The organism is Streptomyces sp. NPDC029169, assembly GCF_055563935.1.
Genome location: NZ_JBVHXA010000022.1, coordinates 93935 through 112736, shown reverse-complemented (window position 1 = coordinate 112736; position 18802 = coordinate 93935). Strand labels below are relative to the sequence as shown.

The 18802-nt window shown below is 69.2% G+C and carries 19 protein-coding genes and 1 pseudogene; 10 read left to right on the top strand and 10 right to left on the bottom strand.

What is annotated here, in order from left to right:
- Window positions 1-162 precede the first annotated feature (162 nt).
- On the top strand, window positions 163-1641 hold the full coding sequence (locus tag ACZ4VI_RS31825; protein ID WP_468004942.1) for an amino acid permease: 1479 nt from the start codon (window positions 163-165) through the stop codon (window positions 1639-1641).
- Here the strand turns inward: ACZ4VI_RS31825 and ACZ4VI_RS31820 are convergent.
- Window positions 1638-2003, bottom strand: a complete 366-nt coding sequence (locus ACZ4VI_RS31820; protein ID WP_468004899.1) for an NTP pyrophosphohydrolase — start codon at window positions 2001-2003, stop codon at window positions 1638-1640. The genes ACZ4VI_RS31825 and ACZ4VI_RS31820 overlap by 4 nt on opposite strands.
- A 161-nt stretch (window positions 2004-2164) precedes the next feature.
- On the opposite strand from ACZ4VI_RS31820, the gene ACZ4VI_RS31815 reads away from it, so the two are divergent.
- Window positions 2165-3250, top strand: a complete 1086-nt coding sequence (locus tag ACZ4VI_RS31815; RefSeq protein WP_468004897.1) for a PLL family lectin — start codon at window positions 2165-2167, stop codon at window positions 3248-3250.
- A gap of 72 nt (window positions 3251-3322) precedes the next feature.
- On the opposite strand, the gene ACZ4VI_RS31810 is transcribed toward ACZ4VI_RS31815, so the two are convergent.
- Window positions 3323-5452, bottom strand: coding sequence for a 3-hydroxyacyl-CoA dehydrogenase NAD-binding domain-containing protein (locus ACZ4VI_RS31810; protein WP_468004895.1), 2130 nt, complete (start codon window positions 5450-5452; stop codon window positions 3323-3325).
- Window positions 5449-6663: a thiolase family protein gene (locus ACZ4VI_RS31805; RefSeq protein ID WP_385152838.1), complete on the bottom strand. Its 1215-nt coding sequence runs from the start codon at window positions 6661-6663 to the stop codon at window positions 5449-5451. Before ACZ4VI_RS31805 ends, ACZ4VI_RS31810 begins: the two co-directional genes overlap by 4 nt.
- Before the next feature lie 389 nt (window positions 6664-7052).
- Here ACZ4VI_RS31805 and ACZ4VI_RS31800 point away from each other — a divergent pair, with 389 nt between their 5' ends.
- On the top strand, window positions 7053-8099 hold the full coding sequence (locus ACZ4VI_RS31800) for an alpha/beta fold hydrolase (RefSeq protein ID WP_468004940.1): 1047 nt from the start codon (window positions 7053-7055) through the stop codon (window positions 8097-8099).
- Window positions 8100-8199: 100 nt separating this feature from the next.
- On the opposite strand, the gene ACZ4VI_RS31795 is transcribed toward ACZ4VI_RS31800, so the two are convergent.
- On the bottom strand, window positions 8200-9483 hold the full coding sequence (locus ACZ4VI_RS31795) for a ribonuclease D (protein WP_468004893.1): 1284 nt from the start codon (window positions 9481-9483) through the stop codon (window positions 8200-8202).
- A gap of 192 nt (window positions 9484-9675) precedes the next feature.
- Between ACZ4VI_RS31795 and ACZ4VI_RS31790 the strand changes: the two genes are divergently transcribed.
- Window positions 9676-9939, top strand: coding sequence for a hypothetical protein (locus ACZ4VI_RS31790; RefSeq protein ID WP_468004891.1), 264 nt, complete (start codon window positions 9676-9678; stop codon window positions 9937-9939).
- Window positions 9940-9990: 51 nt separating this feature from the next.
- Here the strand turns inward: ACZ4VI_RS31790 and ACZ4VI_RS31785 are convergent, their stop codons facing one another.
- Window positions 9991-10215, bottom strand: coding sequence for a DUF7848 domain-containing protein (locus ACZ4VI_RS31785; protein ID WP_468004889.1), 225 nt, complete (start codon window positions 10213-10215; stop codon window positions 9991-9993).
- Window positions 10212-10418 carry a hypothetical protein gene (locus ACZ4VI_RS31780; protein ID WP_468004887.1) on the bottom strand — a complete coding sequence of 69 codons (207 nt, stop codon included), beginning with the start codon at window positions 10416-10418 and terminating at the stop codon, window positions 10212-10214. The genes ACZ4VI_RS31785 and ACZ4VI_RS31780 overlap by 4 nt, the downstream gene beginning before the upstream one ends.
- A 174-nt stretch (window positions 10419-10592) precedes the next feature.
- Between ACZ4VI_RS31780 and ACZ4VI_RS31775 the strand changes: the two genes are divergently transcribed.
- Entirely contained in the window at window positions 10593-11339 is a 747-nt protein-coding gene (locus ACZ4VI_RS31775) for a DUF6879 family protein (protein WP_468004885.1), read from the top strand.
- A 26-nt stretch (window positions 11340-11365) separates the two neighbouring features.
- Window positions 11366-12207, top strand: a pseudogene (locus ACZ4VI_RS31770) (helix-turn-helix domain-containing protein).
- A 27-nt stretch (window positions 12208-12234) separates the two neighbouring features.
- Here the strand turns inward: ACZ4VI_RS31770 and ACZ4VI_RS31765 are convergent.
- Complete coding sequence (locus ACZ4VI_RS31765) at window positions 12235-12729, bottom strand: hypothetical protein (protein ID WP_468004883.1); 495 nt, start codon at window positions 12727-12729, stop codon at window positions 12235-12237.
- 653 nt (window positions 12730-13382) lie between these two features.
- Here ACZ4VI_RS31765 and ACZ4VI_RS31760 point away from each other — a divergent pair.
- Window positions 13383-14027, top strand: coding sequence for a hypothetical protein (locus tag ACZ4VI_RS31760; RefSeq protein WP_468004882.1), 645 nt, complete (start codon window positions 13383-13385; stop codon window positions 14025-14027).
- Between the two features lie 30 nt (window positions 14028-14057).
- Here ACZ4VI_RS31760 and ACZ4VI_RS31755 read toward each other — a convergent pair whose 3' ends face one another.
- Window positions 14058-14207: a hypothetical protein gene (locus tag ACZ4VI_RS31755; RefSeq protein ID WP_468004880.1), complete on the bottom strand. Its 150-nt coding sequence runs from the start codon at window positions 14205-14207 to the stop codon at window positions 14058-14060.
- 422 nt (window positions 14208-14629) lie between these two features.
- Here ACZ4VI_RS31755 and ACZ4VI_RS31750 point away from each other — a divergent pair, with 422 nt between their 5' ends.
- Both ACZ4VI_RS31750 and ACZ4VI_RS31745 read left to right on the top strand, forming a co-directional pair.
- Entirely contained in the window at window positions 14630-15253 is a 624-nt protein-coding gene (locus ACZ4VI_RS31750; RefSeq protein WP_468004938.1) for a site-specific integrase, read from the top strand.
- On the top strand, window positions 15241-15687 hold the full coding sequence (locus tag ACZ4VI_RS31745) for a tyrosine-type recombinase/integrase (RefSeq protein ID WP_468004878.1): 447 nt from the start codon (window positions 15241-15243) through the stop codon (window positions 15685-15687). The genes ACZ4VI_RS31750 and ACZ4VI_RS31745 overlap by 13 nt, the downstream gene beginning before the upstream one ends.
- Window positions 15688-15954: 267 nt before the next feature.
- Here the strand turns inward: ACZ4VI_RS31745 and ACZ4VI_RS31740 are convergent, their stop codons facing one another.
- Complete coding sequence (locus ACZ4VI_RS31740; protein WP_017242457.1) at window positions 15955-16620, bottom strand: response regulator transcription factor; 666 nt, start codon at window positions 16618-16620, stop codon at window positions 15955-15957.
- Between the two features lie 212 nt (window positions 16621-16832).
- Window positions 16833-17513, bottom strand: coding sequence for a DUF3000 domain-containing protein (locus ACZ4VI_RS31735; RefSeq protein WP_468004876.1), 681 nt, complete (start codon window positions 17511-17513; stop codon window positions 16833-16835).
- Between the two features lie 91 nt (window positions 17514-17604).
- Here ACZ4VI_RS31735 and hemE point away from each other — a divergent pair, with 91 nt between their 5' ends.
- Window positions 17605-18681: a uroporphyrinogen decarboxylase gene (gene hemE / locus ACZ4VI_RS31730; RefSeq protein WP_468004874.1), complete on the top strand. Its 1077-nt coding sequence runs from the start codon at window positions 17605-17607 to the stop codon at window positions 18679-18681.
- Window positions 18682-18802 lie beyond the last annotated feature (121 nt).

Below are 18802 nucleotides of genomic sequence, written 5' to 3'. Positions count from 1 at the left end.
GGGCCGGTCGGACCACCCCACGGGGTGACCGACCGGCCCATTCGTGTGAATCCCGTTCCGTCGACAGGCGCCACTCCTTCGGGGTCTCGATCATGGGTCTGGAACCGACGGCACGGAGGTACGACGGTGAGCACGGACCAGCAACCACGCGCGAACTCCGGAATGTTCCGGACGAAAACGGTCGAGCAGTCGATCCGTGACACGGAGGAACCGGAGCACGCGCTCAAGAAGTCCCTCTCCGCCTGGGACCTGACGGTCTTCGGCGTCGGCGTCATCATCGGCACGGGCATCTTCGTGCTCACCGGCAAGGTGGCCAAGGAGAACGCCGGACCGGCCACGGCGCTGGCGTTCGTCGCCGCCGGCATCGTCTGCGCGCTCGCGGCCCTCTGCTACGCCGAGTTCGCCTCCACGGTGCCGGTCGCCGGATCGGCGTACACCTTCGCGTACGCCTCCATCGGCGAACTGCCCGCCTGGATCATCGGCTGGGACCTCGTCCTGGAGTTCGCGCTCGGCACGGCCGTCGTCGCGGTCGGCTGGTCCGGCTACGTGCGCTCGCTCATGGACAACGTGGACTGGCATCTACCTGCCGCGCTGAACGGACCGGACGCCGCCGGCGGCACCTTCGACCTCCTGGCCTTCCTGCTGGTCCTGGTGCTGACGGTGATTCTGGTCCTCGGCATGAAGCTCTCGGCCCAGATCACCGCCCTCGTCGTCGCCATCAAGGTGACCGTGGTCATGATCGTGATCATCGCGGGTCTGTTCTTCATCGTCGGCGACAACTACCAGCCGTTCATCCCCGACGCGGTGACGCCGACCGACGGCGCATCGGCCTGGGACGCGCCGCTGATCGAGACGATCTTCAACTACGAACCGACCAACTTCGGCGTCATGGGCATCTTCACCGCCGCCTCCGTCGTCTTCTTCGCCTTCATCGGCTTCGACGTGGTGGCCACGGCCGCCGAGGAGACGAAGTTCCCCCAGCGCGACATGCCGCGCGGCATCCTGGGCTCGCTCTTCATCTGCACCGTGCTCTACGTGGCCGTCGCCCTCGTCGTGACCGGTATGCAGCACTACACCGAACTGTCCGTCAGCGCCCCGCTCGCGGACGCCTTCAAGGCCACCGGGCACCCCTGGTACGCGGGTGTGATCAGCTTCGGCGCGGCCGTCGGCCTCACCACCGTCTGCCTCATCCTGCTGCTCGGCCAGACCCGGGTGTTCTTCGCGATGAGCCGCGACGGGCTGCTGCCTCGGTTCTTCTCCGTCACGCACCCGCGGTTCCGGACCCCGTACCGGCCGACGATCCTGCTCGGTGTGCTCATCGCGATCATCGCGGGCTTCACCAGCATCAACGAGCTCGCGACGCTGGTGAACATCGGCACGCTCTTCGCGTTCGTGATGGTCGCCGTCGGCGTGATGGTCCTGCGCCGCACCCGCCCGGATCTGCACCGCGCGTTCCGCACGCCGTGGGTGCCGCTGCTGCCGATCGCCTCCATCGCCGCGTCGCTCTGGCTGATGCTGAACCTGCCGGGCGAGACCTGGTTCCGCTTCGCGGTCTGGATGGTCATCGGCATCGTCGTGTACTTCCTGTACGGCCGCTCCCACAGCCGCCTCGGCAAGGCCGGCCCGGACGCGCTGTACTAGGGCATCACCGCGCGCGGGCCCACGCACCGGGCCCCGTGCTCGCCCACCCGCCGCCGCAGCTCACGGTCGGCCGTGACCACCAGGCACGGCCGGCCGGCCGCGTCCCGGGCCAGTTCCACGATGAGGTCGTCGCCGCTGCCGGGCGCCTCCTCGACCCGTACCTCGGGCACCGACTCCACGCCGCGGGCCCGGCCCTCCACGACGAGCACGGTCTCGAAAGGCCCGCCCTCCGGCCCGCCCCCGGCCGCGAGCAGGTCGCGCAGCCGCTCGGCGGCGGCGCGACGGTCCCGCCACCAGCCGTCGGGCTTGGAGCCCACCACATTGGCGCCGTCGACGATCAGCAGAGGCAACTCCTGGTCCATGCGGACAGGATGTCACCCGCCGGTCGCGGGGGACTGCTTCGCCGACTCCGCCGCGCGACCGCGGCGCAAGGCGCTCCCGGCACCCACTAAAGTCGACGAACAGCAGTCCGAGCGGACCTGCACATTCCACTGCTGACCTGTCGACCGGAGCGCTGGACCCCATGGCATATCGATCCGAGGACCCGACCCACCGTCCCCACGGGCCGTTCACCGTCCCGACCCTGCGCGGGGGCTGGCTCACCCGTGGCGCGGAGGGCCGCTTCAGCGCGTACCTGCTCCGCGACGGAGAGGTGGTGCGCTGGACCGAGGGCACCGACGGCCGGTGGAGCGGCCCGGTCTCTCTCGGCGGCGACGGACTCCGGCCGATCCTCGCGGTCGGACAGGGCGCCGACCGCTACGTCCACCTCGTGGGGCTGCGCCCGGTGCCCGGCACGGAGGACCACGTCGAGCTGGTCCACTCCACCCAGTACCAGACGGGCCGCCCGAACGTGGAGTGGCGCTCGATCACCCACTCCAACGGCAAGAGCTTCAAGTGGACCGGCAACCCGAGCATCGCGGTCGACGCCGAAGGACGCGCGTACGTCTTCACCAGGAACGGCGGTGGCGGACTCAGCGTGCGGGCCCAGAAGCAGGGCGGCGGCTGGCACCCCTGGTGGGACCTCTTCGGCAACGGCACCGACCCCTCGCCGGTCGCCGTCACCAACGGCGCCGGCCTCGTAGAGCTGTACACGGCGACCGCCAAGGGGCTGCTGCGTTACGTCCAGGAGGAGCCCGGCGCCAAGCCGGTACGGCAGGACGTGGTGCCCGCGGAGGTGACCTTCGGCAGCCTCGCCGCCGTGACCGGCCCCTCCGGCCACGTCACGCTCTTCTACTGCGACAAGGACGGCCGCGTCTGCGTCTGGTCCCCGGGCCGCTTGCCCGAGGCGACCCCCTTCGTCGACGCCGTGGGCACGGGACCGCTCGCCGCGACCCAGTGCCGGATCGACGGCGTCGAATGCACCGTCCTGGCCCAGCAGTCCACCGACGGACGGCTCGCCCTGGCCTCGTACCCCGCCGAGCAGGAGAACGCCGGCGCCAAGTGGACCGAGACGGGCGCCCCCCAGGGCCCCCTCACCACCACCCTTACGCAGGCCCTGGACGGCGGCCTGGTGACCATGACGGTGGCTGACGGCCCCGTACTGCTCACCATGCGCCAGAAGACGTCTGCCGACGGCTTCCAGCTGGGCGGCTGGCACTCTTTGGTGTGATCCGAACGAGAACGTGGAACGGCCCCGGCACCTTCCCAAGGTGCCGGGGCCGTTCCGCGTGCGATCCGGAAGTTACGCCGGGACGCTCGCGACGCCCTGCGCGAGGAACGGCTTGCCGTTCACCCGCTGGGAGACGCCCTCACGGTCCAGGTACGGCGTGATGCCGCCCAGGTGGAAGGGCCAGCCCGCGCCCGTGATCAGGCAGAGGTCGATGTCCTGCGCCTCGGCGACGACACCCTCCTCCAGCATCAGGCCGATCTCCTCCGCCACCGCGTCCAGGACGCGGGCCCGCACCTGCTCCTCGGTCAGGACGACATCGCCCTGCTTCAGGAGCGCGGCGACCTCGGGGTCGAGCTCCGGCTTGCCGGAGTCGTACACGTAGAAGCCGCGCTTGCCGGCCTCGACGACCGCCTTCAGGTTCGGGGAGACCTTGAAGCGCTCCGGGAAGGCGCGGTTCAGGGTCTCGGATACGTGAAGTCCGATGGCCGGGCCGACGAGCTCCAGGAGGACCAGCGGGGACATCGGCAGACCGAGCGGCTCGACGCCCTTCTCGGCCGTCTCGACCGGGGTGCCCTCGTCGATGACGTTCTGGATCTCGCCCATGAAGCGGGTCAGGATGCGGTTCACGACGAACGCCGGGGCGTCCTTGGTGAGGACCGCGGTCTTCTTCAGCTTCTTCGCGACACCGAACGCGGTGGCGAGGGAGGCGTCGTCCGTCTGCTCGCCGCGCACGATCTCCAGGAGCGGGAGGATCGCGACCGGGTTGAAGAAGTGGAAGCCGACCACGCGCTCCGGGTGCTGGAGCTTCGAGGCCATCTCCGAGACGGACAGCGAGGAGGTGTTGGTGGCGAGGATCGCGTGCGCCGGGGCGACCGCCTCGACCTCCGCGAACACCTGCTGCTTGACGCCCATCTCCTCGAACACGGCCTCGATGATGAAGTCCGCGTCCGCGAAGCCCTCGGCCTTGTCCAGGACACCGGAGACCAGGCCCTTCAGGCGGTTGGCCTTGTCCTGGTTGATCCGGCCCTTGCCGAGCAGCTTCTCGATCTCGGCGTGGACGTAGCCGACACCCTTGTCGACGCGCTCCTGGTCGATGTCGGTCAGGACGACCGGCACCTCCAGGCGGCGCAGGAAGAGCAGGGCCAGCTGAGAGGCCATCAGACCCGCGCCGACGACACCGACCTTGGTGACCGGGCGGGCCAGCGACTTGTCCGGGGCACCGGCCGGCCGCTTGGCGCGCTTCTGCACCAGGTTGAAGGCGTAGATGCCGGAGCGCAGCTCGCCGCCCATGATGAGGTCGGCCAGCGCCTGGTCCTCGGCGTCGAAACCGGCCTGGAGGTCGCCGTCCTTGGCCGCCTCGATGATGTCCAGGGCGCGGTACGCGGCCGGGGCCGCGCCGTGCACCTTGGAGTCGGCGACGAACCGGCCCTTGGCGACGGCCTGGTCCCAGGCCTCGCCGCGGTCGACCTCGGGACGCTCGACGGTGACGTCGCCCTTGAGGACGGAGGCCGTCCAGATCAGCGACTGCTCCAGGAAGTCCGCGCCCTCGAAGATCGCGTCGGCGATGCCGAGCTCGAAGACCTGCTTGCCCTTGAGCTGCTTGTTCTGGTTCAGCGAGTTCTCGATGATGACCGAGACGGCCTTCTCCGCGCCGATCAGGTTCGGCAGGATGGCGCAGCCGCCCCAGCCGGGGACCAGACCGAGGAAGACCTCGGGCAGCGAGAAGGCCGGCAGGGCCTTCGACACGGTGCGGTAGGTGCAGTGCAGACCGACCTCGACACCGCCGCCCATCGCCGCGCCGTTGTAGTACGCGAAGGTCGGCACGGCGAGCGACGAGAGCCGCTTGAAGACGTCGTGGCCGCCCTTGCCGATGGCGAGCGCGTCCTCGTGGCGCTTCAGCAGCTCGACGCCCTTGAGGTCGGCGCCGACGGCGAAGATGAACGGCTTGCCGGTGAGACCGACGCCGACGATCTCACCGTTGGCGGCCTCGGCCTCGACCTGGTCGATCGCGGTGTTGAGGTTCGCCAGCGACTGCGGACCGAAGGTGGTCGGCTTGGTGTGGTCGAAGCCGTTGTCCAGCGTGATCAGCGCGAACCGGCCCGCACCCGCGGGCAGTTCGAAGTGCCGTACGTGCGCGGTGGTGACGACCTCGTCCGGGAAGAGCTCGGCGGCGCCCTTCAGAAGCTCGGCGGTGGTGCTCACTTGCCCTCCCAGTGGGGGTTTTCCCAGATGACCGTGGCGCCCATGCCGAAGCCGACGCACATGGTGTTGAGGCCGTACCGGACCTGCGGGTTCTCCTCGAACTGGCGGGCCAGCTGCGTCATCAGACGCACGCCGGAGGAGGCCAGCGGGTGACCGTACGCGATCGCGCCGCCGTACTGGTTGACGCGCGCGTCGTCGTCGGCGATGCCGTAGTGCTCCAGGAACGCCAGGACCTGGACCGCGAAGGCCTCGTTGATCTCGAAGAGGTCGATGTCCTCGATCGAGAGACCGGCCTTGGCCAGCGCTTTCTCGGTCGCCGGGATCGGGCCGTAGCCCATGACCTCGGGCTCGACGCCGGCGAAGGCGTACGAGACGAGACGCATCTTCACCGGGAGGTTGTTCTCCCGGGCGAAGTCCTCGGAGGCGATGATCGAGGCGGTGGCGCCGTCGTTGAGACCGGCCGCGTTACCGGCGGTGACGTTGCCGTGGACGCGGAACGGCGTCTTCAGGTTGGCCAGCGACTCCAGGGTGGTGCCCGGGCGCATCGGCTCGTCGGCGGTGACCAGGCCCCAGCCTGTCTCGCCGGCCTCGGCGTTGGTGCGGCGGACCGAGATCGGCACCAGGTCCTGCTGGATCTTGCCGTCGGCGTACGCCTTGGCGGCCTTCTCCTGCGAGCGCACGGCGTACTCGTCGGCGCGCTGCTTGGTGATGCTCGGGTAGCGGTCGTGCAGGTTCTCGGCGGTCATGCCCATGAACAGGGCGGACTCGTCGACCAGCTTCTCGCTGACGAACCGAGGGTTCGGGTCGACGCCCTCGCCCATGGGGTGACGGCCCATGTGCTCGACACCGCCGGCGATGACGGCGTCGTACGCGCCGAAGGCGATGGACCCGGCGACGCTCGTCACGGCGGTGAGGGCACCGGCGCACATGCGGTCGATGGAGTAGCCCGGGACGGACTGCGGCAGCCCGGCGAGGATGCCGGCGGTGCGGCCGAGGGTCAGACCCTGGTCACCGATCTGCGTGGTCGCGGCGATGGCGACCTCGTCGATCTTCGCGGGGTCGAGGCCGGGGTTGCGGCGCAGCAGCTCCCGGATGGCCTTCACGACGAGATCGTCGGCGCGGGTCTCGTGGTAGATGCCCTTCGGGCCCGCCTTGCCGAACGGGGTGCGGACGCCGTCGACGAAGACGACGTCCCTGACGGTACGAGGCACGATGGCTCTCCTCCAGGGTGCGGGATGGCACTGCTGCGGCACGCGACTAAGCGCGCGCTTGCTCCCCCCATGCTACTTGCGGGTAACCAAGCTGCCCAGCCCCTGGGGCGGGAGCGGCGAAGGTCACACCTCGCGCACCGCACCGGACCGTGCGCGCGCCCCCTCCGTGCGCCCGTCCGATCGGAGGGTCCCACAACTCGATGGGCCCAGTCCCGCAGCCGTGCCGTGGCGACGGGCGCACGGCGAGCCGAGGCTGGCCGGGCCGGGGCGCGAGCCCCCGGACCGAGCGCACAGAACGGATTCCCATGGCAGCGATCATCACCAAGGACCACGAGGTCACCCACACGTCCACCGTCCCCGCGAACAAGGGCGAAATCGTCAAGCTCTTCGTGCGGGAGCGGGACGGTACGCCCCTGGGGCATCTACCGGAGCGCAAGGCCGTTCTCATGCTGCACGGCCGGAGCACTCCGGTGCTCGCGGGCTTCGACCTCCAGCACGCCTCCTACAGCTGGGCGGAGCACCTGGCCAAGGCCGGCTACGACGTCTTCATGATGGACCTCCAGGGCTCCGGACGGTCGCCACGCCCCAAGATGGACGACCCGCGCAACGTCAACCCCGCCAACCAGAACCTGCTGAAGCCGAGACCACCGGGATTCACCCCGGGAACGCCGAACTACGCGTTCCAGCTGAGCAACTCGAACAGCGACCGGGACGAACTGAACACCGTCGTGGAGTACATCCGCACCGAGCGCAAGGTGGACAAGGTCGCCTTCGTCGGCTGGTCCGCGGCAGCGGTCACCATGGGGCCGTACGCGGTGAACAATCCCGCCAAGGTGGAGAGTCTGTTCCTGCTGGCGCCGATGTTCCCTCCCAACGGCACGTCGACCCCGCCGAGCCCGCTGCCGCAGCCAGGCTTCCCGACCTTCCTCGGCACGAGATGGGGTCTCGAGTCGGGGTGGAACACGGAACTTCGCTGCGAGGGCCAGCGCGAACCCGGCATGGTCGAGAAGGTGTGGGCCGCGATCATGGAGAGTGAACCGGTAGGCAGGACATGGGGACCGCCGGAGGGCCTCAACCGGATCCGGAACTTCGTCCGGTGGGGCTGGAACAAGACGACGGCGGCGCAGGGCGGTGTCCTCGGCGGAAGCGTGCCCGTGCTGATCGTGTACGGGGAGCACGACTCCCAGGTGAACACGTCACCGCCCAACCCCAACCCGGAACTCAATTTCTCGGTACCCGCGCTCTACAACGCCATCGCGGGCGCCCACAAGGTGATGGTCAAGCTGGCGTGCGCGGGGCATTCGGTGGTGTGGGAGCTGCAGCACAAGAACGTGCACAACCTCTCGAAGCACTGGCTCAAGCAGCTCAAGGTCGACGGCAAGACCCAGGGCGTCTTCGACATGAACACGAACGGCGACATCAGCCCGGCCCCGTAGGACGGCGAAGCCCCCGGCCGCGGCGGGGCGGTCGGGGGCCTACGTCGTGCGTGCCGGGCTCAGGTCAGGCGGTCTGCCGGTTGGCCGGTTTGCCGGCAGCTCAGGCGGTTGCCAGCAGCGCCGTCACCAGGAGCGGGGTCACCAGCTCCACCTGCCACGGCCGGGCGCCGTAACCCGTGAGCACGGCCGAGACCGCCTCCGGGGTGCCCGGGGCCGGCGGCTCCCAGCAGACCCGGCGGACCGTGTCCGGGGTGATCAGGTTCTCCTGGGGGAGGTTCAGCTCCTCCGCGAGGGCGGAGACCGCCGTGCGGGCCGCAGAGAGGCGGGCGGCCGCCGCCGGGTCCTTGTCCGCCCAGGCACGCGGCGGGGGCGGGCCCGCGACCTGCTGGCCGGGCTGGGGGAGCTCGCTGTCCGGGAGGGCCTTCGCCCGGTCCACGGCCGCCTGCCACTGCTCCAGCTGGCGCCGGCCCATGCGGTGGCCGAAGCCCGGCAGCGCGGTGAGCGCCGCGAGGTTCGCCGGCACCGCGAGCGCGGCCTCCACGATCGCCGCGTCGCTCAGCACCTTGCCCGGCGAGACGTCCCGCCGCTGGGCGATCCGGTCCCGGGCCGTCCACAGCTCCCGTACGACCGCCATCTGGCGACGGCGCCGCACCTTGTGCATGCCGGAGGTCCGCCGCCACGGGTCCTTGCGCGGCGGCGCGGGCGGGGCCGAGGCGATCGCGTCGAACTCCTGCAGGGCCCACTCCAGCTTGCCCTGCCGGTCGAGCTCCTTCTCCAGCGCGTCACGCAGGTCGACGAGAAGCTCGACGTCCAGCGCGGCGTACCGCAGCCAGGGCTCGGGCAGCGGGCGGGTGGACCAGTCCACCGCGGAGTGCCCCTTCTCCAGGGCGTAGCCGAGCACGGACTCGACCATCGCCCCGAGCCCGACCCGCGGGAAGCCCGCGAGCCGGCCGGCCAGCTCGGTGTCGAACAGCCGGGTCGGCAGCATGCCTATGTCCCGCAGGCACGGCAGATCCTGGGTCGCCGCGTGCAGGATCCACTCGCTGCCGGCGAGCGCCTCGCCGAGCCCCGAGAGGTCGGGGCACCCCACCGGGTCGATGAGCGCGGAGCCCGCGCCCTCGCGGCGGAGCTGGACGAGATAGGCGCGCTGGCCGTAGCGGTACCCGGAGGCCCGCTCGGCATCGACGGCGACGGGCCCCCGGCCCGCGGCGAACGCGGCGATCACCTCGGCGAGCGCCTCATCGGTCTCGACGACGGGCGGAATGCCCTCGCGGGGCTCCAGCAAGGGGATCGGCAGCCCATTCGCAGGAACATCGTCGTCCGGAGGGGCGCCCCCGGTGGTTCGCAGTGCTGTGTCTGCTGCGGTCTCTTGGGCGTCGGTCACGTGTCAAGGGTATCTGCCCGTACGACGCCCTGACCTGCACCTTCGGGAGATGAGGTGTCTGACCTGCGGAAACGTCTCTCAATGACTCTCATCGTTTCGCAGCTCTTGCCATTCGCAAGTGCCCTGAATGTGCCCTCGAACGGCGTCCCCCACACTGGACCTGTACCGCCGAAAGTTGTGATCAGCATGGTCATGAACAGTGAGACCACCAATCCCCTGCGCGAGGACCTGGACGCGGACGACGTCATCGCGGCGTACACGATGATCATCGCGGCCATGGTCGGAGACGCACAGACCTACGACCAGATCAACGGCGACAACGGAGAGAACCTGATTCCCGCGCTGGTCAAGGTGGCGGGATCCCTGATGTTCGAGGCGTACACGCCGCTGGTCGAGACCCTTCGCTCGGGAACACCGGAAGTAGCGTTCGGGGACGAGGGTGATCAAAGTGCCTGACGGGGGTGTGGTGAAGACCGCCCCGGGTCATGACACTCCGACCCCTTTGCCTCACTCTTCCCGGGTCACGCGGGCGTGGTCCGTGAACACCCGCCGGAAGAGACCATGCCCCGTGAGGCCCGTGTGTTGCAGCGCCCAGTCCTGCGCGGTCTCCTGTTTGGCATGAGGGCCGGACTCCTCGCCACAGCCCGCCGTCATGCAGAACGCCTCGTACGTGATTCCGCCCTCTGGCGCGTGTCTGATCGTGTGCAGCATGAACCGCAGGACTCGGGTCACGACACGCTCCCTCGGTGCGGGTGGCTGCGTACCGTCCGGGCAGCGGCGAAGCGGGCAGAGGCGTCACCGCGTCTGCGCGCGGCCTCAAGCGCCCCCATTGCCTCGGCGCACTCGATGCAGCCTTCCACCGGATTCGCCGCGTACAGCCAGTCATCCAGCGGCAGCTCAACGGGTGCCGTGGAGTATCGCGTGGGCTCACTCATGAACGAGACGCTAAGGACGGCGGCCTGGGGCGACCACGCCATGTTCTCCGATGTTCGCGCCCACCGGAGGGCTGGTCTCTGATGTTCTCGCGTCGCTCTCGAAACGCCGGTCCACGCGAGCCGGGTCTCGTGAATGCTGTGGGGGACCAGCTCCGGAGGGGAAGGACGCGATCGATGGCGCGGCAACTGCGGTTCAACGGCACGGGCTCGGGTGGCGGGGGCTGCCCCTCGATCCACGAGGACCTGGACAGTGGCGAGATCATCGTCCACGGGCCGCCCCTCACCGACCAGAAGGACGTCAGCCAGCTCCAGCACATCAACGACGGCGAGGTCGCGGTCGTCGTACCGCGCGAACTGCTCGTCGACTTCGGGCCCAAGGAGGTAACCCGAGTGCCCCGCATCATCGACCTGGACGCGTTCGGGAAGCTCTTCGAGACGTTCGAGCACACGGCGTGGCGGCTGGAGACCCGTAGGCGGTTCGCTTCCGACGAAGCCACCGACACCTGGGCGCAGTTCTCCGCCAGCCTGCCGATCGAGTGGGACTACGAAGACGACTGGTGCACGAACGTCCGCGCCCAGACCGCCCAGGGCAAGCGGTTCGAGCGGGTACGGATCATCGACAACCCGCCTACCCCGGGACAGCTCTACCTCCTCGACAACGCCAAGCGGAACTGCGCCGTCGGCGAAGACATCCGCAACCTGTGGCGAGCCGACGCCGACCGGCTGCGGCTGCCCGCCGAAGACTTCTGGATCTTCGACACGCGGCTGGTCGCCCTGCTCAACTTCGACGACGCCGACAACCTCGTCGACGTCGAACTGATCACCGAACCCGTCGAGGTCAACCGCTACGCTCAAGTCCGGGACGCGGCCTGGCACTACGCAGTCCCTTACGAGAGGTTCACGGCAGACCTGACTGCCTAGGACAGAGCACGAAGTAGCGTTGACCGGTGAGCACAGACTTCCAGCAGGCGAGGGCTGCCCTCGGGGCGAGACTCCGCGACCTCTGTATGTCCGCCCCTCAAAGTCGGCTCACCGGCACGACGCTGGCCCAGCGCCTCGGCTGGCCGCACTCGAAGGTCTACAAGCTGGAGGGCGGACGCCAGACTGCGACCGCCGGCGACCTGATCGCATGGGCTGAAGCGACCGGGCAGCCGGAGGCCGCCGACGAACTGCTGTCCCGTCTGAAGGGGATGGAGTCCCAGATCCGTTCGTGGCGGCGCCAGCTGTCCTCCGGGCACAAGCCCGTCCAGGACGCGCTCACCGCCGAGCATGATCGGACCACCACCCTGAGGATCTGGGAGAACTGCCTCATCGCAGGCATGCTCCAGACCCCCGACTACGCACGTGCGGTCTTCACCAGGCATGCGGACTTCATGCAGTCCCCCCGGGACACAGAAGCGGCCGTGCGTGCCCGGATCCGCCGCCAGGAAGCGCTCTACACCCCCGGCAAGCGGTACAAGATCATGATGTGGGAAGGCGCGCTGCGTGCCCTCGTCTGCCCGCCCGTCGTGCTCGCCGCCCAGCTTGACCGGCTCCTCGGCGTCATCGGCCTGGACACGGTGACGTTGCCATCGTTCCGTTCGACGCAGCCCTGAAGATCCAGCCGGCCAACGGATTCTGGATCTACGACGAGAGGCTCGTGATCGTCGAGGACTGGCACGCGGAACTGTGGATCGACGACCACGACGCCATCGCCACCTACGTGCGAGCGTGGCGGACACTGAAGGAGTCAGCCGTGTTCGGCGCCGATGCCCAGCGGGTCATCCACGAGGCCCGGCAATGCCTTTAACCCCTTCCACGGCGACTCTGGGCGCGTTCACAATGCCGGACGCCGTCCCGGACGGGTCGACCGCCTGCTGGCGTAGCTCTTGATGGCACTCTCCGACCAGAGCCTGACGCCGCCCTCGAACTCGTACAAAGGGCTGGGGAAATCGTCCCGCTCTCGAAACAGCTGGTGGACGCGCTGCCTCTGGACGCCAAGGATCTCGGCAGCCTCATTGACAGACACGAGCTGAGGGAGGTTCGAGGTCTCGGCACGCCTCTGAAGCTCGGCCAGCGTCGCCACCTCCCAGGATGCGACGCGCGCACGTCGTACACGCTTGAGAACCCGGGCCTCAATCTCGCTCACAACTGCGGCCAGCTTCTCAGGCCCTCCATCGTCACTCGCCACAGCAACTCGGAACTGCTCGGCACTGGGGTTATTGGAGACGAAACACTCGCCCCCCACTCCATGCCAGTCGTCGCGGATCTCGGCAGCCGTCTCGGGAGTGAGCTGACCAGCGAACACGACCTCTACATTCCACTCGTTCACTGCTGATCCTTTCGGCGGCGGCGCATGGAGCGCTGCTCCGACTTGCTGGGAGGCGGCCATGGGAGCCCCACGCCTCTAAGGGCTGAGACTAGGTTGTTCCAGCGTCTCTGGCTGGAGGGGGTAGCCGGGTAGTCAGCGATGTAATTGCCCTCTGGGTCGAAGAACCGTGTGTACCCCTTGGCATCTTTAGGGCAATCCCACCCTTGATCCTCTGCCCACTTCACGAGTTTCTTCAGGTCACTGTCCACAGTGCGCCTTTCCTTGACAGCCGTCAAGGTTTGAGTGCGGATCACCAGTGATCAATAGCCTCCACCATGGACGCCCGCCCGGTCTCGCTGTGCTGACCTCTTCGGGCGATTAGCGAGTGGAAGATCATTCCCAAAAATTTCGCCCGGGGAGAGAAACGGTCGAGACGGGGGGTCGACCGCCTGCCACGCGAACACGTCCCGCACCCCCCCCGGGGTCTCCCTGACGCAAGCCTTGTGCCACTCAGCTGAGCTGCTGGGTCCACCCGCCCTCGCTGAGTCTTGTCGACCCCCGGCCTGGCGACAGCAACGGGGACGCCTTGGTCCCCGGCCACGCGACGCGAGGCGGCCACTGGCCGAGGACGGAAACCGACGGCTGGAGGGCAGGACTCCTGCAACAATCAAGCCATGGACGAGGGGTGGGCGACCGTCGTTGGCGCGGTGACGGGCTTGGTGGGCGCCGCCATGGGCGCGGTGTTCGGATACTTCAGCGGGAAAGCACAGGCGCGCGGAACGGTCGAGGGCGTACAGCTACAGCTGGTCGGCCAACGGGCCGATTCACTTTGGCAGGCTGAGATCGATGCCTGCGCTCAATTCGTGGACTCTTGCAATCGAGGGTTGTTCAAGCTAGGTCAGCTGCTCGCCACAGCAGAGTTGGATCACGAACAGGAGCAACATCTAAGCACTGCTTTTGGCGTTAGTTCTCGCGACGAGCTTATGAGGGAGCTGCGAGAGCTTCAGGATGAGTGCACCTTGCGTGAGGTGACGTTGCGGCTACGTATGACGTCGACGGAAGCCGAGGGTGCCAGGACCGTCGGCCATGCGCTGACCGTGGCGTGCGACAGGACATATCGCTGGAGCGCTGCACGAACAGGTCAGACCAACGACGAGCTGGATCGGCGTCGAGACGCTACAGAGAAGGTGGTCGAGTACAGAGAGCTGCTGAGGCGGTTCACCACCATTGCACAGGAGCGCTTCTCACAGCCACATCCTGCGTCTGTCATGGCTACGCAGCGACGACGAGGGCTCGGCGGGATTCGGCGTCGGGCCTGACGGGCGCAGGGCCCGTTGCCGCAGAACCTCCTACCCTTCGCCGGGCGAGTCGGGCAGAGCACGCCACTGTTCGAGCGGGATACCTTCCCGCGTCGGGGCCTCCATCGTGTCGTCCATCGCTTCCTCGGCTGCCTGGGCGTTCTCGGCAGCGGCGTCCACGAGGACCTCGAAGCCGCCCATCTGGACCGCACTCCGGTGTCGACGACAAAGGCCGAGGCTGGAACAGCTGCACGTCCGCACGCAGGTGGGGCGATGAATGCGACCTGCCCGTTGTCGGAACCACAGCGCGAGACGTCCCGGTTCGCGCAACCGGGCCTGACGCCCGACTGGGTTCTGGAGGAAGGCGAACCCGACTGGTATTCGGAAGGTGATCAAGATGGCGATAGTGGTTGATCGGTGGCACCTGTCCCGGCCCTCTCGGGACGGCAAGCCGTGTGCGGAGCATTTGAGCCGCACGCGTGTGTTCGTGCCCAGCGCAGACCACGGGAAGGGCAAGCGATGGCAGGTCCGGTATCGCGATGCCAACGGTGAGCAGCGCAAGGAGAGCTTTGCCAGGAAACCAGACGCGGACGCCCGGGCCGCAGCCATCGAGACGGATCTGAATCGGGGGCGAGTACATCGACCGCAAGGCTGGGCGGGAGACGTTCCGCGCCTTAGCCGAGCGGTGGCGGACGTCGGCAGTCCACCGCCCGTCGACTGCGGCCAGCGTTCGGCAGCGGCCCGAGACGCACATCTACCCCGTGCTCGGCGACCGGCCGATAGCCGAGATTCGTCCGTCCGAGATTCAGGCCTGGATCAAGGGGCGGTCGGAAGTTCTCGCGCCGGTGAGCCTCCGCAACACGTACGCCATCGTCAAGACGGTCATGAGGTCGGCGGTGCTGGACGGTGTGATCCGGTCGTCCCCGTGCGACGGCGTGAGGTTGCCTTCCCGTCGGCAGCCCGAGATCGTCCCGCCCAGTGATCTTGCGGTTCGGGCGCTGATCGATGCGGCGCCGACGATGCGGGAACGGGCTCTCGTGCTACTCGCAGCTTCTTCCGGACTCAGGCAGGGTGAGCTGTTCGGCCTAGAGGTGCAGCACGTCGACTTCCTGCGGCGTGAAGTCCACGTGGAGCAGCAGCTCGTCAACGTCACTGGCAAGGGCACGGCAGGGCTCCACATCGGCCCACCCAAGACGCATGAGGCCCGGCGGGCTGTGCCGCTCGCGAAGGCGCCGTGGAGGCCGTAGCGGCCTGCCTCGCGCAGTTCCCGGCGGGAGACGTGGCTGTGATGGATCGCACAGACCTTCGCAAGCCGGTGGAGCGGATAGTGCGACTGATCTTCCCGAACGCTGAAGGGCGGCCCATCCAGCGCTCCCCGTGGGCTCGAACGTGGGCGGGTATGGTTCGACGCGCGAACGCAGCCCTCGAAGCCTCCGGCGTCGACGATCGGGTACCGCCGGGAACGACGCTGCATGACCTGCGGCACTACTACGCGAGCGTGCTGATCAAGCACTGCAAGTCCGTGAAGACAGTCCAGAAGCGCCTGGGGCACTCCAAGCCCAGCATCACGCTCGACACCTACACCCACCTGTGGCAGGACGACGAGGACACCACGCGCGCTGCCGGGGAGACAGTACTCGGTGATGTGCCCCCGATGTGCCCTGTGAGGGAGGCTGGTTAGCTCGTTCGCAGGTCAGGGGCTGTCTGGAACAGATCAAGGGTATCTCGGAAAGTGATCACGATGACCCGCAAGGTGCGCCATCTGCCGCCCCGGACCCAGCCGGGTGCGGCGGGGCCGGACCGGATGTCATGCAGCCCTGGCGCCCCGGACGAGCAGGGTCCCAGGGCGAACGGCAAGCGCCTGTCGACGGAACGTTCCGTCGACAGGCGCCGGTCTTTCGTCAACCGCGCGGGGGGCCCGTTCGGGGACTGTGGGGGCTTGGCGGGGTCAGTGGATGATCCCGGTGCGGAGGGCCACCGCGACCATGCCTGCGCGGTCGCCGGTGCCCAGCTTGCGGGCGATGCGGGCCAGGTGGCTCTTCACGGTGAGGGCCGACAGGCCCATGGAGACGCCGATCGCCTTGTTCGACTGGCCCTCGGCCACGAGGCGGAGCACCTCGACCTCGCGACCGGAGAGCTCGCGGTAGCCGCCCGGGTGGCTCGGGGCACCCGGGGGGCGGCGGTGGCCGAGGCGGGCGGCCGCGGAGCCGATGGGGGCGGCTCCGGGGCGGGTGGGGTGCCCGATGTTGGTCCGCGTACCAGTGACGACGTAGCCCTTGACGCCACCGGCCAGCGCGTTGCGCACCGCGCCGATGTCGTCGGCCGCGGAGAGGGCGAGGCCGTTGGGCCAGCCCGCCGCGCGGGTCTCGGACAGCAGCGTGAGGCCGCTTCCGTCGGGGAGGTGGACGTCGGCCACGCAGATGTCGCGGGGGTTGCCGACGCGGGGACGGGCCTCCGCGATGGACGACGCCTCGATGACGTCGCGTACGCCGAGGGCCCACAGGTGGCGGGTGACGGTGGAGCGGACGCGCGGGTCGGCCACGACGACCATGGCCGTCGGCTTGTTCGGGCGGTAGGCGACCAGGCTTGCGGGCTGCTCGAGGAGAACGGACACACGGCCTCCTGGGGAGATGCGGGACGGAGCCGGCTCGGGGAAGAAGCCGGGGGCGAACCCGTGCGGTGAAGGGGTCATTCACCTCTTCGGCAGCTCTGCCGCCCGCCTTTAGGGAAAGATCACGATTTGCTGAGTAACAATTCGGGCAATTCGGACGCGTGATCGATCATCCTACGAGTGAGCCTCCGTCCGGGCGACGCAGGCGGCTCTCCCTAAGGCTGCTGAGGACCCCTGCGCTGCGGCAGCGAGACGATCCCCGCGCCCGAGATCGTCCCCGCCCCGGGGTCGGGCGGCGACGGCGGCAGACCCGCGATCTGGCACAGCAGATCGCACCAGGCCTCCAGGTGCGCCCCCGTGTCCGGCGCCCCCGCGAGCCCCTCCGCCGGCGTCCAGGACGCCCGGATCTCGATCTGCGTCGCCGGGCGGCGCTCCGCGAGCCCCCCGAAGTAGTGGGAGCCCGCCATCGTGACGGTCCCGCTCGCCTCCCCGTACGCGAGCCCGCGCGCCTCCAGCGCGCCGGTCAGCCAGGACCAGCAGACCTCCGGAAGCAGCGGGTCCGCCGCCATCTCGGGCTCCAGCTCCGCCCGGACGAGCGTCACCAGCCGGAACGTGCCCTTCCAGGCGTCGTGCCCGGCCGGGTCGTGCAGCAGCACGAGCCGGCCGTCGGCCAGATCCTCCTCGCCGTCGACGACGGCCGCCTCCAGCGCGTACGCGTACGGGGCCAGGCGCTGCGGCGGCCTGGTCGGATCGATCTCCAGCTCGGGCCGCACCCGCGCCGCCCGCAGGGCGTCGACCGCCCGCCGGAAGGCGGGTGGCACCGCGTTCGCCTCCGTGTCGTCCGTACCTCCGTCACCGTCGGAATGATCGGAAAAATGTCCCTGAGCCGCAGCCATGCGGGGAAGAGTAGGCGGAACGGGGGCCTCGCGCAGGGAGGGACACCCGGCCCGGGCGAGCGGCTTCCCGCCACATGCGAAGATTCTGGTCGTGAGTGCCAATGACAGCCCCGTGGGCCAGCAGACGAATCAGCAGTCGCGGACGCACGACTCCGCGTTCCTCAAGGCGTGCCGGCGCGAGCCCGTGCCGCACACGCCGGTCTGGTTCATGCGGCAGGCGGGGCGCTCGCTGCCCGAGTACCTGAAGGTCCGCGAGGGCATCCCGATGCTCGAGTCCTGCATGCGGCCCGAGCTGGTCACCGAGATCACGCTGCAGCCGGTACGCCGCCACAAGGTGGACGCGGCGATCTACTTCAGCGACATCGTGGTCCCGCTCAAGGCCATCGGCATCGACCTCGACATCAAGCCCGGCGTCGGCCCGGTCGTCGCCGACCCGATCCGCACCCGCGCCGACCTCGACCGGCTGCGCGACCTGACCCCCGAGGACGTCCACTACGTCACCGAGGCCATCGGGATGCTCACCGGCGAGCTGGGCTCCACCCCGCTCATCGGTTTCGCCGGCGCGCCTTTCACCCTCGCGAGCTACCTCGTCGAGGGCGGCCCGTCCCGCAACCACGAGCACACCAAGGCGCTCATGTACGGCGACCCCCAGCTGTGGGCCGATCTGCTCGACCGCCTCGCCGAGATCACCTCGGCCTTCCTGAAGGTCCAGATCGAGGCCGGCGCCTCCGCCGTCCAGCTCTTCGACTCCTGGGTGGGTGCCCTGGCCCCCGCCGACTACCGCCGTTCGGTGATGCCCGCCTCCACGAAGGTCTTCGACGCGGTCGCCTCGTACGGCGTCCCGCGCATCCACTTCGGTGTCGGTACGGGTGAGCTGCTCGGCCTCATGGGCGAGGCGGGCGCCGACGTGGTCGGCGTCGACTGGCGCGTCCCGCTGGACGAGGCCGCCCGGCGCGTCGGCCCCGGCAAGGCGCTCCAGGGCAACCTGGACCCGGCCGTGCTGTTCTCCACCCCGGAGGCCGTCGAGGCCAAGACGGACGAGGTCCTGGCCGCCGCGAGAGGCCTTGAGGGGCACGTCTTCAACCTCGGCCACGGGGTGCTGCCGACGACCGACCCGGACGCGCTGACGCGGCTGGTGGAGTACGTCCACACCAGGACCGCTGTCTGAGCCGTGGGCTCATGCGCCGCTGTGGGGGGGGGGGGGGGGGGGGGGGGGGGGGGGGGGGGGGGGGGGAGGGGGGGGGGGGGGGGAGGGGGTGGGGGGGGGGGGGGGGGGGGTGACCGCACCC

Bases quoted from the DNA above. Each gene is read 5' to 3' on its own strand.
- ACZ4VI_RS31820 (WP_468004899.1), bottom strand. From the start codon at position 2,003: ATGGACCAGGAGTTGCCTCTGCTGATCGTCGACGGCGCCAATGTGGTG.
- ACZ4VI_RS31760 (WP_468004882.1), top strand. From the start codon at position 13,383: ATGGACGAGGGGTGGGCGACCGTCGTTGGCGCGGTGACGGGCTTGGTG.
- ACZ4VI_RS31790 (WP_468004891.1), top strand. From the start codon at position 9,676: ATGAACAGTGAGACCACCAATCCCCTGCGCGAGGACCTGGACGCGGAC.
- ACZ4VI_RS31755 (WP_468004880.1), bottom strand. From the start codon at position 14,207: ATGGGCGGCTTCGAGGTCCTCGTGGACGCCGCTGCCGAGAACGCCCAG.
- ACZ4VI_RS31815 (WP_468004897.1), top strand. From the start codon at position 2,165: ATGGCATATCGATCCGAGGACCCGACCCACCGTCCCCACGGGCCGTTC.
- ACZ4VI_RS31735 (WP_468004876.1), bottom strand. From the start codon at position 17,513: ATGGCTGCGGCTCAGGGACATTTTTCCGATCATTCCGACGGTGACGGA.
- ACZ4VI_RS31825 (WP_468004942.1), top strand. From the start codon at position 163: ATGTTCCGGACGAAAACGGTCGAGCAGTCGATCCGTGACACGGAGGAA.
- ACZ4VI_RS31775 (WP_468004885.1), top strand. From the start codon at position 10,593: ATGGCGCGGCAACTGCGGTTCAACGGCACGGGCTCGGGTGGCGGGGGC.
- ACZ4VI_RS31780 (WP_468004887.1), bottom strand. From the start codon at position 10,418: ATGAGTGAGCCCACGCGATACTCCACGGCACCCGTTGAGCTGCCGCTG.